The 15,444-nt window shown below is 57.8% G+C and carries 13 protein-coding genes; 10 read left to right on the top strand and 3 right to left on the bottom strand.

Going from position 1 to position 15,444, the window contains the following annotated elements; all coding sequences use genetic code 11:
• The first annotated feature begins 164 nt into the window (after nucleotides 1-164).
• The 4 genes from HWY05_RS17125 (at nucleotide 165) to HWY05_RS17110 (ending at nucleotide 4,316) form a co-directional block, all read left to right on the top strand.
• Entirely contained in the window at nucleotides 165-1,031 is an 867-nt protein-coding gene (locus HWY05_RS17125; protein ID WP_176059023.1) for an AraC family transcriptional regulator, read from the top strand.
• Between the two features lie 584 nt (nucleotides 1,032-1,615).
• Nucleotides 1,616-2,989: a reverse transcriptase family protein gene (locus HWY05_RS17120; RefSeq protein WP_176059022.1), complete on the top strand. Its 1,374-nt coding sequence runs from the start codon at nucleotides 1,616-1,618 to the stop codon at nucleotides 2,987-2,989.
• Between the two features lie 9 nt (nucleotides 2,990-2,998).
• Nucleotides 2,999-3,607 (top strand): YdcF family protein, encoded by a 609-nt coding sequence (locus tag HWY05_RS17115; protein ID WP_244146632.1) that lies wholly within the window; start codon nucleotides 2,999-3,001, stop codon nucleotides 3,605-3,607.
• A gap of 244 nt (nucleotides 3,608-3,851) precedes the next feature.
• On the top strand, nucleotides 3,852-4,316 hold the full coding sequence (locus tag HWY05_RS17110) for a DUF1311 domain-containing protein (protein ID WP_035554180.1): 465 nt from the start codon (nucleotides 3,852-3,854) through the stop codon (nucleotides 4,314-4,316).
• 95 nt (nucleotides 4,317-4,411) lie between these two features.
• Here the strand turns inward: HWY05_RS17110 and HWY05_RS17105 are convergent, their stop codons facing one another.
• Nucleotides 4,412-5,545 (bottom strand): hypothetical protein, encoded by a 1,134-nt coding sequence (locus tag HWY05_RS17105; protein ID WP_176059021.1) that lies wholly within the window; start codon nucleotides 5,543-5,545, stop codon nucleotides 4,412-4,414.
• Nucleotides 5,546-5,764: 219 nt separating this feature from the next.
• Here HWY05_RS17105 and HWY05_RS17100 point away from each other — a divergent pair, with 219 nt between their 5' ends.
• The 4 genes from HWY05_RS17100 to HWY05_RS17085 all read left to right on the top strand — a co-directional run bounded on the left by HWY05_RS17100 (nucleotide 5,765) and on the right by HWY05_RS17085 (nucleotide 9,739).
• Nucleotides 5,765-6,208: a hypothetical protein gene (locus HWY05_RS17100; protein ID WP_176059020.1), complete on the top strand. Its 444-nt coding sequence runs from the start codon at nucleotides 5,765-5,767 to the stop codon at nucleotides 6,206-6,208.
• A 167-nt stretch (nucleotides 6,209-6,375) separates the two neighbouring features.
• Complete coding sequence (locus tag HWY05_RS17095; RefSeq protein ID WP_176059019.1) at nucleotides 6,376-7,941, top strand: recombinase family protein; 1,566 nt, start codon at nucleotides 6,376-6,378, stop codon at nucleotides 7,939-7,941.
• On the top strand, nucleotides 7,938-8,840 hold the full coding sequence (locus tag HWY05_RS17090) for a ParB/RepB/Spo0J family partition protein (protein ID WP_176059018.1): 903 nt from the start codon (nucleotides 7,938-7,940) through the stop codon (nucleotides 8,838-8,840). The genes HWY05_RS17095 and HWY05_RS17090 overlap by 4 nt, the downstream gene beginning before the upstream one ends.
• The gene (locus HWY05_RS17085; RefSeq protein ID WP_176059017.1) at nucleotides 8,837-9,739 is read left to right on the top strand and encodes a plasmid partitioning protein RepB C-terminal domain-containing protein; all 903 of its coding nucleotides are present in this window, start codon (nucleotides 8,837-8,839) and stop codon (nucleotides 9,737-9,739) included. Before HWY05_RS17090 ends, HWY05_RS17085 begins: the two co-directional genes overlap by 4 nt.
• 312 nt (nucleotides 9,740-10,051) lie before the next feature.
• Here the strand turns inward: HWY05_RS17085 and HWY05_RS17080 are convergent, their stop codons facing one another.
• A complete protein-coding gene (locus tag HWY05_RS17080; RefSeq protein ID WP_176059016.1) occupies nucleotides 10,052-10,336 on the bottom strand; it encodes a PAAR domain-containing protein in 285 nt (94 codons plus the stop codon).
• Complete coding sequence (locus HWY05_RS17075) at nucleotides 10,333-11,292, bottom strand: DUF6708 domain-containing protein (protein WP_176059015.1); 960 nt, start codon at nucleotides 11,290-11,292, stop codon at nucleotides 10,333-10,335. The genes HWY05_RS17080 and HWY05_RS17075 overlap by 4 nt, the downstream gene beginning before the upstream one ends.
• An 821-nt stretch (nucleotides 11,293-12,113) precedes the next feature.
• On the opposite strand from HWY05_RS17075, the gene HWY05_RS17070 reads away from it, so the two are divergent.
• Together HWY05_RS17070 and HWY05_RS17065 are read left to right on the top strand one after the other, a co-directional pair.
• Nucleotides 12,114-14,618, top strand: coding sequence for a type VI secretion system Vgr family protein (locus HWY05_RS17070; protein WP_244146631.1), 2,505 nt, complete (start codon nucleotides 12,114-12,116; stop codon nucleotides 14,616-14,618).
• 8 nt (nucleotides 14,619-14,626) lie between these two features.
• A complete protein-coding gene (locus tag HWY05_RS17065; RefSeq protein ID WP_176059013.1) occupies nucleotides 14,627-15,430 on the top strand; it encodes a DUF4123 domain-containing protein in 804 nt (267 codons plus the stop codon).
• Nucleotides 15,431-15,444 lie beyond the last annotated feature (14 nt).

The raw sequence follows: 15,444 nt of genomic DNA, 5'->3' as shown, positions 1-15,444 counted from the left end.
CATTAATCGAGGTGTTATCGAAATTCGGCAAAGTTCGGGGTGGTCGTGGCAACGCGCTCTTTTTGCGGGAGACCGTTGAAGTCCGCAGGATTTGGTAAATGGGCTCGTGGTACTTTCGTTCGCAGTGAACTCGCCCATTTCATTTTTTTGGTGTCGGCATGGTTATGAACGAATCAGCTCATCGGGCGCGTTACGAAACCCGGCTCGGTCGCGTGCTCGACCATATTTACGATCACCTCGACGAACCGCTCGATATCGATCGACTCGCGGAAATCGCGTGTTTGTCGCCGTATCACTGGCATCGGATTTATCAGGCCATGTATGGCGAAACGGTCGCGACGACGGTGCGACGTTTGCGCTTGCATCGCGCGGCCGGTTATCTCGCGAACGGTTCGATGCCGATCGCCGAGATTGCCGAGCGCGCGGGCTATAGCAGTTTGCAGTCTTTCTCGCGCACGTTTCGCGCGGCATTCGGCGTGCCGCCGGCGCAGTATCGCAAGCAGGGCACGCATAGCCGGTTTCGTCCGGCACTTTCAGGAGACGATCAAATGACCTTGCGCGAAGTCACGATTCGACACGTGGAGCCGATGGATGTGTTGTCGGTCGATCATGTAGGACCGTATATGCAGATCGGTAAAGCGTTCGATGCTTTATTCGGCTGGCTCGCGAAACACAACTTGCTGGCCGCGGAGATGCGCATGATCGGGATTTACTACGACGATCCAGGTGTGGTCGACGAAAACGCGTTGCGCTCGAAGGCCGGCGTGTTGTTGCCGCATCCGGTTCAGGCTTCGGTGACGGTGAGTGCACCGGCTTCGGTCGCGCATGTGAAGGGCGGTGAGTACGCGGTGCTGCGGCACAAAGGTCCGTATAGCGATATGCGTGCTGCGTATGAATGGTTGTACGGAACGTGGCTCGTGCAGTCGGGCCGCGAAGCGGCGGATGCGCCGGTGTTCGAGGAGTATCTGAACAGCCCGAAGGATACGGCGCCTGCGGATCTGATCACCGAGATCTGTTTACCGTTGGTTTGAGGCTTGGAGGTTTGGCGATTGCCCTTCGATTGCCGTTGCTTTGCCTGCTTCGTGCCCGCTTGTGCAGCGCGCTTCGCGGAGGCTTCTCTGGTTTTTATAGTCTTTGTATACGTATACGTAGTAATAGTTAACAAGCCTCGCACTCCGCTGTGGATAACTGGAAACTTCGTTTACGGATCAACGCGCTGCGGAATCCATAACCCTGCGCAGCGTGTGCGGACAGCGAGGCGGAGCCTGGGAAAACTTTCGAGCGGCGAACCGTCGCGGCATCGTTATCAAGGTTTCGCCCACAACGAGTCAGACGGCTTTTACAAATGTTGTCCAGAGGGGGCTGTGGATAAGTTCGACGGATTTTGGACGAGACCTCGACGTTGACAAGGCGCGGCTCGCTCGCTTATCGTCGGCTCGCGGGACGGCTGGTCAAGCACGCCTGTGATCGGGCAGCATACGTTTCGGGCACTACGGGGCTACCCCGTGGATCAGCATGACCTCCGCAGTTCGTCGCATGAGCGTCACTTGCGCTTTGCGCAACACAGCTCACGCAGCACAAGACGCGTTGACTGGCCGGCCCGCCCCTCTTCCCTATGCCCTCCTCTTACCTGCAGTACGTTACCAATGCGATTGCCGACGCCATGCTCGCCGGTCCCGCCCAGCCTGCGTCGATCGTCGAGCGGATGGTGCTCGCGTTGGGCGCGCCGGCCGACTGGATGAGCGGATTGGCGCGTCGCATTTCGCGGCGATTCGGCAAGCGGTGGGACAGCGTCGGGCGTCATGAACTGTCGAAGATCATTGCCGACCATGCGGCGTTTGTCTCGGCGTGGCAGAGCGACAACCGTCCGCGCGTGGTGCGTCTGCTGACGCGACCGCCGGTTCAGCGCCGGGCGCCGCCCTGGTTGCACGGCGTCACGTTGCCGCAGTTGCCCACGCTGGCGGATCTGGCCGACTGGCTCGAAGTCGAGCCAACGGAACTGGACTGGTTCGCCGATCGCTGGCGCGCACCGGCGCACGCCGCCGCAACGCCGCTGCATCACTATTCGTACAAGGCGATCGAGAAGCGCGACGGTCGCTGCCGAATCATCGAAATTCCTAAATCGCGCTTGCGGACCGTGCAGCGGAAAGTGCTGCATGGTTTGCTCGATCAGATTCCCCTGCACGATGCGGCGCATGGGTTTCGGCGCGGCAGAAATACGCTGAGCTTCGCCACGCCTCATGCGGCGAAAGCGGTGGTGATTCGCTTCGATCTGACGGATTTTTTTGCATCGGTTCATGCTGGGCGCGTTTACTCAGCGTTTCGTGATTTTGGCTATCCATTGGCGGTTGCTCGCTCGCTGACCGCGCTGTGTACCAATCGCGTGCCGAGTGGCCGCCTGCTGGAAGCGGATGTGCGGGAGCGGATCGATTGGCTGGAACGGCAGCGCTATCGGAACCGGCATTTGCCGCAAGGCGCGCCGACCTCGCCTGCGTTGGCGAATCTGTGTGCTTACCGACTCGACCTCAGGCTTGCGGGGCTCGCGCGCTCTGTGGGCGCGACTTACACGCGCTATGCCGACGATCTCGCCTTTTCCGGCGATGAAGATCTCGCGCGAATAGCCGAGCGCTTATCGATTCGCGTTGCGGCCATTGCGATCGAAGAAGGCTTTGCACTTAATCTCAGGAAAACGCGCGTCATGCGTCGTGGGGCGCGGCAACATCTGGCCGGCGTGGTGGTGAATAGCCATCCGAATCTCGCCCGGCCAATGTTCGATACGCTGAAGGCGATTCTCACCAATTGCGTGAGACATGGACCGCATTCGCAGAACCGCGACGCACATTCGGATTTCCGGGCGCATCTCGCGGGACGTGTCGCGCATCTAGCGATGCTGAATGCGCGCAGAGGCGCGAAATTGAAGGCGATATTCGAGCGGATTGTTTGGGAGCGGGATGAAGGTGGAGCGGTGGTGCGTGAATCGAATGCCTGAAATCAGTGGTTGCAAACTCCTGATCCCGCCGGCCACACGCGTACTTCCCGGCTTCTCCTGCTGACTACGATAATTAAATGGGTCGCTGGCTTCTGGCTGCTCGCAACGCTGATCATTGTTTCCGCTGGCCTGCTGTCGAGACCTCAGCAAGCTGATCTCGCGATCGTCTACGGTAACAAGGTTCACGTGGACGGTAGCCCGTCGTCACGGCTAGCGGCGCGGCTCGACAAGGCGCGTCTGTGCTACGAGAAAGGGTTGTGTCGCGAGATCATGGTGAGCGGCGGCATCGACAAACACGGCACCGATGAAGCGCTCGCCATGAAGCGTGATCTCGTCAACCAAGGTGTTCCCGAGAATCGCATCGTGATGGACAACCTGGGCCGTGACACGTGGGATACCGCGAGAAACGCTAGCGTGTATACGAAGGCGCACGGTCTGCACAGCGCGATTGTCGTTTCCCAGTACTTTCATGTGCCTCGCGCGATGATTGCGTTGAAACGGTTTGGTGTGAGTCGGGTTAGTGGCGCTTACCCTGTGTTCTTTGAAGCTCGCGATGTCTATTCTTCGCTGAGAGAAGTGCCGGGGGCGTTGTGGTATTGCGTGAGGCGTGATTTCTGAATGAAATGTCCCGTGCTCGCCGAATCACGGGCAGGGCACTAACTAAACGGCAATCGATGCTCCAATCCAAAGCAATCTGATCAGGCGATAAAACATAGGTTGATTCGCGCAGTCGAATCGAAGAAGCTATTGCGAGGGCGACATCGGTTTATATGCGTCACGCATTTTCTCTGCGGACGATCGTCGGTCCACCCGAACAGAAAAATCGTGCGGTCAGTTCAATCACTTCGAGGGGTACGCTTGCATGACAAGAACGACACTGCGTCTCGCCAGACTCGCGATCTTGAGTGGCTTCGCGTTTTTCACGCTCGGCGCTCATGCCAGAACGGATTGCGACGCGTCCAATCTCAATCGGGATCAGCAACTCGCTTGCGCGCAACAGCAAACCGCCGTTAAGACGGCTCAGGCCGACAAGCTCTATCAGGCTTTGCGGCGAGACGTGCCGGAAGCGCAGCGCGACACGCTGCAGAAAAACCTGCTGGTGTGGACTTATAAGGTGGACACGGACTGCGCTCTTCAGCGCGATGCGTTTAACGACTGGGGCAAGAATCCGGCGCCGGATGCGGACTTCCAGTTCGAAGGCTGCAAGTCCGCGGTCCGGGATGAGCAGGTGTCGTTTTACGAAAGTCTCATTTGCCCGGATTCGCTCGAGACTGGCGACAAAGCGAGTTGCGGGAAGTTGTCGGCGATTTTGAGGTCGTCGAATTGAGTGAATTCTGCTGCGTCGCGAACGGCCGGTCAGCGTGATCTCGCTGACCGGCAATCGATTTTTCCATCGTCCTACTCGCCGCGTTTCGCTTCGCGCTATTGAGCGGTGCGCCTGAAGACCAGTTGATCTCCTTTGGTTTTCACCACACCAACCCATCCCTGGCCGTCAAACTGCGGTGCTGAGATTTCGCCATTCAGTTGACTCACGACCGCAGCGGTTTTGCCGACGAGGTCAATCGCCACGATCACGGACGTCGACTTTCCCGTACAGGACTTGCCGATCGCTTTTAGCGCTTGGCCGTCCAGCGCAAGCGCTTTGATTTCGCACAGCGGTTTTTTTACAGCGAAGCTGTTCACGTTCTTGCCTGTGCGATCGACGACCGACACTGCCAGGTCGGGCCCTGTCAGCGCGGCGACGTACGTACTGCCGTCCGGTCCGAACACCGATGTCACGCTCTGGGCATCCAGCGGGAACAGATACTTTGACCACGTGTACCTGCTGCTGCCATCATCGATCTTCGATACCGCATACGCTTCCTGCCCGGCAGATGAGCCCTTGTTCGGCATGAATTGCCCCGACACGAGCAAGTGATCGCCGTCGAGCTTCGCGTTCGACCCAAGCCAGAAGGCACCGTTTTCGAGCGTGGTGGTTCTGGTTCGCGTGAGGTTGGAATCGAACTGCCACAGGAAATTGCCGAATTTGCCACCGTGGTCAAGTGTCACGCTCGTGCCGCCGCCGATGGTGATCGCGCTCGGTCCCACATCGAAGAAGTAGGACCATTCGTCCAATCCCGCTTCGATCTTTTGTTGTCGCAGCAACTTGCCTTGCGCGGAAACTTTGTTGATCACGACACGCTCCTGACTGACCGCCGGCGAGTTGTCGGAGTTTTCTTCCGAGAGGATGTAGTAGGCGTTGCCGTCGCTCAGGCAGCGATCTACGCTGCTGCCGACGAAGTTGCGATCCAGTGGGATGGGCAGGCGCCAGAGGACCTGATGCGTGGTGGCGTCGACGAGCAGTGCGTAGGCTGTCATCGTTGGGACGGAGTCGTCGTAGACGGCGCCGCTGATGCAGTAGCGGCCGTTGCCGGCTGAGTCGATGGTTGAGGCGGTGAAGCCTTCAGGGGTGCCGAGGGGGATGTCGGGGGAGGTGGTGGAGGCGGCGTTGGTGGTGGTTGCGGTGAAGGAAAGTAACAGGCTTAGTAAGGCAGAGCGTACGTGGTTGTGTTTCATGAATCTTTGCGTTGTTCTTTCAGTTAGAACGGAGTCTGGCGACACAGAAGCAGGTAATGTTCTCGTCAAAGTGGTCTGAGCGAGACCGGGCAAATACCGCCGGTTTGGACCGGCTCGATTGCCTCCTGACTCGCCGGAATTCTAGGCGATCAATATCGAAAATACAGAATGCCAGAGGCGGCGGCCTCTGCCAGTCGCAACTTGACCTGGAGAGCGCTGATGAAATCCCCCCGCCTCTGTCTCGCCTGCGGCAGCGCGTTCGTGCCGCTGCTGCATGTTCCTCGTCAGCGTTATTGCTCGTCGGCAGCTTGCCAGCGAGCGCGTCGACGCGACTGGCAGAACCACCGGCTCCGTATCGACAGCGACTATCGCGATAACCAGTCTCGGGCCCAGGCGAAATGGCGCGCAAGCCACTCAAACTATTGGCGCGATTATCGAGCAGCGTACCCCGTGTATCGCGAGCGCAACTGCAGCATGCAGCGGATGCGCAATTTGCGACGGAGTTTCAAGCCGATTGCAAAGATGGATGTCGTCGGGCTCCCTCGGCCGCTGGGCTCTGGCTTCTACCTGCTGTCTCATGCGGATGATGGCGGCGCTGCAAAAATGAACGTGTGGACCGTCCACATAGCCGTGCTCTCTGGGCCAACCGCGCCACCCATATGATTGCAAAGAGATGACTTGATGCGCACTGCTGTCAGGCCTGCTACCTTTGCCTTGTCGTGGTTCGTTTTCGAACGCGACCACGCGATGTGATGCTGCGACGCCCGCGTATGACGCCCCTTTGCGCCCAGTGCCTGCCGCGTGTCCGTGTCAGAGTTGCGGAGTCGAGAATGTCCTTCAATAACGCGGATGCACCAGTCGTGGCCAATTGCCCGGTCGGGCGCGCAGCGGAATACGTCCGAATGTCGACCGAACACCAACAGTATTCGACCGAAAATCAGCGCGACCGAATTCGAGATTACGCAACCCGCCGCGGATTCGAAATTGTCCGCACATATGCGGATGAAGGTAAAAGCGGTCTTCGAATCGACGGCCGGCAAGCACTTCAAAGTCTCATCTCCGATGTAGTCAATGGCAAAGCCGACTTCTGCGCAATCCTCGTCTACGACGTGAGTCGTTGGGGGCGATTCCAGGATGCCGACGAAAGCGCATATTACGAGTACATATGCCGCCGCGCCGGCATCCAGGTCGCCTACTGTGCCGAGCAGTTCGAGAACGACGGGTCACCGGTCTCCACTATCGTGAAAGGGGTAAAACGTGCGATGGCAGGCGAGTACAGCCGAGAATTGTCCGCGAAGGTATTCGCCGGCCAGTGCCGGCTGATTGAGATGGGCTTCCGTCAAGGAGGTCCCGCCGGCTACGGACTGCGCCGCGTGCTGGTCGACGACCACGGTCTCATGAAAACAGAGTTGCGACGCGGCGAACATAAGAGCCTGCAGACGGACCGGGTAATTCTCATGCCGGGGCCGGAAAGCGAAGTGCGAACCGTTAATCTAATCTACGACTGGTTTATCGACGAGTCGCTCGACGAGTACGAAATCGCCGCTCGTCTGAACGGCATGCACGTGCGGACTGCCCTTGACCGGGAGTGGACAAGAGCCACGGTACGCGAAGTATTGACCAACGAAAAATACATCGGCAACAACGTTTACAACCGTGTGTCGTTCAAGCTGAAAAAGATGCGCGTGACCAACACGCCGGATATGTGGATTCGGAAGGACGGAGCATTTCAGGCAATCGTGGCAAGCGAGACGTTCTACACAGCTCAAGGCATCATGAGAGCGAGAGCTCGTCACTACTCGAATGACGAGCTAATCGAGCGACTGCGCAACCTGTACCGCAGTCGTGGATTTCTGTCCGGCGTCGTGATTGACGAAACAGATGGCATGCCGTCCGCGTCGGTCTACGTGTATAGATTCGGCAGTTTAATTCGTGCCTACCAGACAGTCGGATTTACGCCTGGCCGAGACTATCGCTATATCGAGACCAACCGTTTTCTGAGACAACTTCATCCAGGAATTGTCGCGCAGACCGAGAGGAACATCGCGGATTTGGGTGGCACCGTGATACGCGACCCGGCAACCGACCTGCTGACGGTCAACGACGAGTTCACAGCTTGCATCGTCCTCGCGCGCTGCCAGGCGCACGACGACGGTCGAAATCATTGGAAGGTGCGCTTTGATACGAGCCTGCTGCCGGATATCACTGTTGCGGTGCGGCTCGACCCAGCGAATGCTTCCGCACTGGACTACTACCTGCTGCCGCGTCTGGATTTTGGACAACCGCGTATCCACCTCGCCGACCAGAATCCAATCGAGTTTGAAAGTTATCGTTTCAATACGCTGGATTACCTTTATGGCATGGCCGAGCGTGCCCGTCTCAGGAGAGTGGCGTGAACTCGCGACATCAGCCCGGAGAAATCAGAATGGTCCCGGTCGCTCAGATTGAAGTCATCAACCCGCGAGAACGTAACGGTCGGGTGTTCAACGAAATCGTCGAAAACATCAGGACAATCGGCCTCAAAAAACCAATCGTGGTCACGCCGCGAGCAACGGCCACTGGCGTAGAAAAATACCTGCTGGTGTGCGGCGAAGGGCGATTGAAAGCGTTCCTTTCGCTCGGTGAGGCGACCATTCCCGCACTCGTCGTGAGCGTAAGCGACGAGGATGCATTCGTAATGAGCCTGACGGAAAACATCGCGCGAAGACAGTGTCGTCCACTCGAACGGCTTGCTGGTATTCGGCAATTACAAGAACAGGGGTATGCGCCAAAGGTTATTGCCGAAAAAACAGGCCTTACCCCGACTTACGTTCACGGCATCCTCACGCTGCTCCATCAGGGAGAAGAAAGACTTGTGGTCGCAGTGGAGAAGGGCCTCGTTCCCCTCAATGCCGCCCTCATCATTGTCGGCGCCGGCGACGACGACGCCGAGATACAAGCGGCGCTTCAGGAGGCCTACGAGTCAGGAAAATTGCGAGGCAAGCAACTGATGAGCGCTCGCCGCGTCATCGAGCGCAGAAAGGCGCTTGGGCGAAGCACTGCACACAATCTGACCAGCAAATCTCCCGCCGTCACAACCTCGAGTCTCGTGCGTACATACGAGCACGAGGTAGAACGTCAGAAATCCATGGTCAGAAAGGCCGAATTCACACAGCAGCGGTTGCTGTTTGTCGTCGGTGCTTTGAGGCAGTTGTTCTCCGATGAGAACTTTATCAACCTCTTGCGGGCGGAGGGACTGGCCAGCCTACCGAAGTACCTTGCCGAGCGCGTTTGGCCAAGCGGGAGTGCTACATGACGGGCGTAACTCTTGGATTCATCCCCGAGCCGTTGTCGGTTCCCGTCTGCAACATCCTGCCATCGCGCAGAATACCGGCGCCGGTGGTCGAATCGCGCAAATACAGGCAGATAAAAACCTCCATCGAAGAGGTGGGCCTCATCGAACCTCTATCTGTCACCGCCGCGGACCAGTCTTCCGGGCAGCATGTTTTACTGGATGGTCATCTGCGTTTACTCGCCATCCAGGACTTGGGGCACGAGCGCGCTGCCTGTCTTGTGGCAACCGACGACGAGAGTTACACCTATAACAACAGAGTCAATCGTCTCTCGACAATCCAGGAGCACTTTATGATTCGGCGCGTAGTTGGCAGAGGCGTATCGCCCGAACGATTAGCGAAAGCTCTCTCCGTGGATGTCTCCCAGATTATAAAGAAGATGTCGCTCCTCGACGGTGTGTGTCCTGAAGCCGCGGAACTGCTCGGCGACCGGCAGTTCTCACCAGAGCTTGTTCGTGCCATTCGCAAAATGAAGCCGACGCGGCAGGTCGAATGCGTTGAACTGATGGTGGCCGCGAACAATGTGTCCGTTTCTTACGCCGAAGCATTGCTGGTAGCAACGCCAGCGCTGCTCCTTGTCGACGGTAAAAAGCCACGCAAACTGAACGGTGTCAGCCCTGAGCAGATGGCAAAAATGGAGCGAGAAATGAGCAATTTGCAGGGCCAGTACAAGCTCGTCGAACAGAATTACGGCCAAGACGTTTTGAATCTAGTGCTCGCAAAAGGTTATCTCGCCAAGCTCCTCGAAAACGAATCTGCGCGGTCGTACGTTGCCCAACACCATCCGGATTTGATGGCGGAGTTCGAGTCCATCATTGCAACGATTTCTCTCGACCAGCAGCAATTCAGCGCGGCCCTCTAGTCGAACCCTGACGTGGCCGGCGACTCACATCGCGAGCGACGCGCCGCGACATGAGCGCCATCGCGCGTTGACTTTTGCAGCCAGTAATCGCGATACCGGTTTTTTTTGCATCGGATGATGCCGCGTTACTTGGGAACATAGTTTAGAGGCTTCATCTCAGATTCCAGCCGTCTGCCCCACGGCCCGGACGCCTCGCTAACCCTGAATCGGAAACCAAGATAACCAAAGACCATCCTCTGGTCCATCGCGCGGGCAGTTCTTCCCAATATGCCTTCTTTGAGAGCCGCTATCGCTTCGCTGCAAAGAGGGGCGCTAGGATGAGATGGCCCCGGGTGTCTGCGACGCCACCAGTCTCGGCAGCGGGTCGCACTGGCATTGGCATAGGTCTTTTTCGAGCGCGACTTGCTTTCCCATGACCGTCATGTCCCGAGAAGCTCCGTCACTCACTATCACTCCAGTCGTGCCGCACCGGGGACAGTGCACCTGCGCGCCTATGTAAGCCATGGGGCGGCCCTGAAAAGAGGTACCCTCAATCCCTTCTTCGACCACGCCATCGTGGTCTGTCTTGTCGCCCTTAAGAATAAAGCGGCGGCTCATGTCGCGACTCTTTCGCCTGTTTTCAGGGGCGACAATCCGCAGGCGCGTTCTACATCATCGGGCCAGACCGGCTCGCGACAGGTCCGCAGGGCCGCGTAGTTGGCGATGGAAAATATGAAAAACGGCACCGCAGCAATACTTCCGAAAAACTTCAGGAACGGATTGCCCGATTTCAAAAGTGCGGAGTCGTCTTCGAACTGCAGCTTCAGACAGTTGCGAAAGGACACCTCTGTGGAGAGAAAGCTCTCGACCCTGGGAATCGTAGTAGGACCGTCCTCCATGAACCGACGGTAATACTCGAAGTCCTGGTAGAGCTCCTTCATCACTTCCTGGCCGAGCCGTCCTTCTTCCGACGACGCCAGCACCACACGCTTCCCTACGGGGAAGCTGTCAGTCACCCGCCCCTTTTCGTCCAGCACCAGGCACCGGACAAGCCGCCCCGCCGTCGCGCTGAGACCCGACCTGGCGCTCCGTTCGACGTAGAAGAACGCTTTGTCCCACGGCAGGGCGGTCACGCCGCCCGGACCATTGTGGCGAAAAGCGTAAATCGTCTGGTCGGCGCGATTAAACCGGATTGGCCTGCGCGTGTAGTTGAAGCAGTCCTTGAACAGGCCCCGCGACGCCCACACGAGTGCTCCAATCGAAACCAGCGAAAGGAGGCCGAACACCCAGTGCGCGACTCCGGCCTGCCCTTTCGCCCGAATCGCCGGAGATACATCAATGGCCATGTACCACGCCATGAGTGTCAGCCCCAGCGCAGGGATGCCACCCATGAAAAAAACCATCAGGCCCCAGCCTTTTTCCCGATAAAGCCCGTCACAAATCTCGAGGTAACCGTCTGTCGCCTTGAAGGCAGTTCCGCGGCTTCTTGGGACGTCTGAGTACCGCGTTTTTTGTTCCAAACGCGCGGCAACCTCTTCATCGGTGACCGCACGGGTGACTCCGCTGATATCCATGGTTGCTCCAGTTCGAGAGTGCGAAAGCCAGCGCTTTCTGGTATTCGACAAGAGTCGTGAAGCGTATTTGTCCCAAAGTAACACTGCTCAAGCCACTCATTGATTTCCCGACCTTGGACGTAGTTGATGACCCCACCAATAACTGCCGCGAGAATCAGCAGCGGCAGAGCCAGAACTGGTCCTATAAAGGCCGCAATTACCAGAATGACGCCGACCATATCCGGATTCGACGGCGGAGTTCGAGTGCATCATTGCAACCATTTCTCTCGGCCAGCAGAAATTTGGCGCAACCCTCTATCCGAATCCTGATGCCGTGAACGTTCACATCGTGTGAACCGCTTCGAGATGAACGCCGACGCTCGGAGGCGAAAAGTCAGAGAGGCTACTTGGCGCTGTCCCCTCCATTAGATGAGTTGCCTCTTGTAGTACGACCTGCGCCTCCTTAGCAGAAAATCCAATCGAGGCACTTTCTATTCATCTGGCATAGAAATCAAAAACGCCCGAGTTTGAAGTTAGATACTTCAATTCTGTCGCCAATTTCGCTCGAAACTGGATGACTACCGGCGATGCGCGAAACAACGGTGCTGCTGGGAGCTTCATGCCCCTGAATTCCGCACCCTTGGAGAGTCGGGAATAATCGGGGCGGCAATAATTACATATAAAACGTCGCCTGGAAAATAATTCCGATTTATAAAAATGGAAGCGCCATTCATGGATTCAATTGTCCGTTGATGTTTTTCATCATATTATTTCGCGTGGAAATTTGCGGGTGGGGTTAGAAAATGACGGTAAATGACTTGGCGGCGGTACTGAGCGCGGGGATGGAACAATCTCGACGGCTGCTCAAACTGGACACGCCATTGGGAAACAACGTGCTGGTTCCTGTGCGGGCGCTAGGAACCTCACGCATCGGTCGGAACTACGACTTCACTGTCGATGTCGCATCGCTGCAGGATTCCATCGAGCTAAAATCCCTCATTGCAAAGCCGGTCACGCTCTGGATGCAACAGGGCGACTCATCGTATTTGCCCCGCCACGGCTACGTCCACACTGCCCGTATGTTGGGCTCGGACGGAAGCGTTCAGCTATACCAGATTAGTTTTTCATCTTGGCTGCATTTCCTGAAGTTCAGAAGTGACGCGCGGATTTTTCAGGATAAGACCGCAGAGGACATTATCGCGTCGGTCTTTGACGAGCATCCTCAGTCGCGCGGTGCCTATCGTTTTGAACTCTATAGACAACTCCCGCCACGGTCGTTCTGCGTTCAATACGAGGACGACTGGAATTTCGTGCATCGAATTATGGAGGCAGAGGGCCTCTTCGGCTACTTTCAACAGGCAGACGACGGCAAAGCGCATACATTGGTCATTACGGACGACCTGTATTCGCTGAAAGGCCTCGCACCGGAGCAAATCCAGTTTTATCGTGCAGGCGTCGGAAGCGAAACAGACGCCATTGTCCAATGGGGCGGTGCGCGCACCTTGCAAAGCGTGAACTACACCACGCGCACATTCGACTACAAGAGTCCGACCTTCCAGAAGGAGTTGTCGACTCCAACCGTCGACAAGCAAGGTGACTTGCCCGACCAGGCGGAGGTCTACGAGTACACCGGGGCCTATACCTATGGCGGCAGCGACCGAGGCAATACTCTGTCCAAAATCCGCATGGAGGAGTGGGAGTCGCGCGCCAAGCGATTTTTTGCGACTGGCAGTGTTCGCCGGGCCGACGCAGGACGATGGTTCCAGCTTGACGGTGCAACTGCTCTTGCTTCCGACAGCACAGACAACCGTCAATTTGCGATTCTGGCGGCGACCTGGTACATCGAGAACAACCTTCCCGTGTCGACGGGAACGCTATTCCGTCATAGTCTCCAGGCGCAGCTTGCCGAGGTGCGCGCCTATCACGCGGGGGCATCCGACATCTTCAACGTGAAGGACGCACTGGGCGGCGAAGGATTCTTCCTTGTCGAACTGGAAACCCAGAGGCGCACCGTTCCCTTTCGCAGCCCGTTTGAGCATCGCAAGCCTCTGATGCACACTCAGACCGCGACAGTGGTTGGGCCGAAGCAGGAAGAAGTGTTCACGGACAGCCTCAATCGCGTCAAAGTGCTGATGCATTGGGACCGGCAGAACGGCGGTGATGAAAAGGCATCATGCTGGCTGCGCGTGATGTCGCCGAACGCCGGCGGTACGCACGGCGGTGTATTTGTACCGCGTGTTGGGCACGAAGTAGGAATTGTCTATCTGGACGGCGATTGCGACCGCCCGGTAGTCAGTGGAAGCCTGTTCAATGGACAGCAGACGCCGCAATGGCACTCCAACGGCTTGCTCTCGGGTTACAAATCCAAGGAATTTCAGGGCACGGGCTACAACCAGCTTGTCATGGACGATTCGACCGGGCAGAACCGGGCCCAGCTTTTCAGCAGCACGTCTCAAAGCTATTTGCATCTCGGCTACCTCATTGACCAGCAAGGCAATACGCGCGGTAGCTATCTGGGGACTGGCTTCGACCTGAAGACCGATTCGTACGGCGCTGTGCGCGCTTCGCAGGGTATGTATCTGTCGACGTACGCGAAGGTCGGCACGTCGAGCCAGCCGCTCGATGTCAAGGAGGCACACCAGCACCTCGTCGACTCGGGCGGTGTCGTTGAGCGGCGCTCCGAAGTCGCTACAGGCAGTCAGGCCGAAGGCTTGCAGGATGCTCAGGACACCATCAACGATTTCGCAGCCGCGACGCAGAGCGCGCGGCAGGCAAACTCGGGTGGCGGCAGCACGGCCGGCGGTGGAACTGGCGAGGCGAACGGATTCGCTCAACCCGTGATGCTACTCGCCAGCCCCTCCGGTATCGGCCTTTCGACGCAGAAATCCATCCAGGCCGCGGCGACTGAACACGTGAACATCGTGAGTGGCGCCAGCACGCACATTGCCGCGACCAGGTCGCTCATCGCGAGCGTGGGCGAAAAACTCAGTCTCTTCGTGCAGAACTCGGGCATGAAGCTCTTCGCAGGCAAAGGAAAGGTCGAGCTGCAGGCTCAGTCCGATAACGTCGAGATTACGGCCGACAGGACTGTCAAGGTTGTGTCGACTTCTGATGCCGTCAATGTGATGGCAGACAAGGAAATCAAACTGATGGCGGGTGGTGCAACGATTCGCCTGGCTGGGGGCAACATCTATGTGCATGCACCCGGCCTGGTCGAAATCAAAGGTACCCAGCATTCGTTCCAAGGCCCGGCGAGTGAGAACGCTACAGCACAACTGCCCGTGACTGAGGCGTGTGCGCAGAAATTTGCTTCTGCGTCGCAGGCCGGTGCGGCCATTGTCGACTAGGCGTACCCATGGACCAGTACCTGATTGCGGAGCCCGACAACGGCCTCGTTGACCTTGGCACGGCGCCACGGATGTACGAAGTCGGCGAGATTGTCCCGATTGCGATGCCGGAACTCAAAGGGGTGATGCCGATGCTTTACGCAGTGGAGCACCCTGAACAGCAACTTCCGGCTATCGAGACCATTGCGGCTCGGGACCTGCAGGAGGGCCTCCCGCCGCGCGTCTGTGCGCTGCTTGAGACTGATGCAAACGCCGAGACATTGATGCGGCACGTTAGCGACATGATTGCGCTGCCTCGCGAACCCGAGGGCTACTCGATATTCCGGTTCTACGACCCCCGGGTGGTTGGCAACCTTGGATGGGTGCTTCGACCGGAGCAGCTGTCGCTCATGTTCGGACCGGTGCAGCGCTGGCGCTATTTCTCAGGCAGAGGGTGGCTGACGATGGAGCGCCCGGCAGTCGCTCCCGCTGAACACCTGTCGCCATCGACTGACCAGTGGGCAACGCTGCGCCGCCTGCATCTCATCGAGCAGGCGCTGAAGTCCATACGCGACGCCGGGGAGCCCGTTGATGAGCGGACCCCTCGCCAGCTCGACGCCATGTTCACAAAGGGAGCCCGATATAGCCTCGCGGGCGAGGACCTGGTGGTGTTCGCGGTGCAGGGCTTGCTGGTTTCATCGAATCTCGACCGACATCCCGACGTGGCCGCGGCGCTTCAGCCGGGGCAGACGTCGTCGTACTCGGAAATCACCGCTTTGTGGACCGATGAACACTGGGCGCAGATTGCGCAGGAAGCGGCGCTGTACGCGTAACGCAACAACACATA

Source organism: Paraburkholderia sp. BCC1876 (genome assembly GCF_902833695.1).
Lineage (GTDB): Bacteria > Pseudomonadota > Gammaproteobacteria > Burkholderiales > Burkholderiaceae > Paraburkholderia.
Note: the sequence above shows the minus strand (reverse complement) of the source record. Positions and strands in the feature narration are given on the sequence as shown.

Bases quoted from the DNA above. Each gene is read 5' to 3' on its own strand.
- HWY05_RS17100 (WP_176059020.1), top strand. From the start codon at position 5,765: ATGAAATCCCCCCGCCTCTGTCTCGCCTGCGGCAGCGCGTTCGTGCCG.
- HWY05_RS17120 (WP_176059022.1), top strand. From the start codon at position 1,616: ATGCCCTCCTCTTACCTGCAGTACGTTACCAATGCGATTGCCGACGCC.
- HWY05_RS17080 (WP_176059016.1), bottom strand. From the start codon at position 10,336: ATGAGCCGCCGCTTTATTCTTAAGGGCGACAAGACAGACCACGATGGC.
- HWY05_RS17075 (WP_176059015.1), bottom strand. From the start codon at position 11,292: ATGGATATCAGCGGAGTCACCCGTGCGGTCACCGATGAAGAGGTTGCC.
- HWY05_RS17110 (WP_035554180.1), top strand. From the start codon at position 3,852: ATGACAAGAACGACACTGCGTCTCGCCAGACTCGCGATCTTGAGTGGC.
- HWY05_RS17085 (WP_176059017.1), top strand. From the start codon at position 8,837: ATGACGGGCGTAACTCTTGGATTCATCCCCGAGCCGTTGTCGGTTCCC.
- HWY05_RS17065 (WP_176059013.1), top strand. From the start codon at position 14,627: ATGGACCAGTACCTGATTGCGGAGCCCGACAACGGCCTCGTTGACCTT.
- HWY05_RS17070 (WP_244146631.1), top strand. From the start codon at position 12,114: ATGGAACAATCTCGACGGCTGCTCAAACTGGACACGCCATTGGGAAAC.
- HWY05_RS17095 (WP_176059019.1), top strand. From the start codon at position 6,376: ATGTCCTTCAATAACGCGGATGCACCAGTCGTGGCCAATTGCCCGGTC.
- HWY05_RS17105 (WP_176059021.1), bottom strand. From the start codon at position 5,545: ATGAAACACAACCACGTACGCTCTGCCTTACTAAGCCTGTTACTTTCC.
- HWY05_RS17125 (WP_176059023.1), top strand. From the start codon at position 165: ATGAACGAATCAGCTCATCGGGCGCGTTACGAAACCCGGCTCGGTCGC.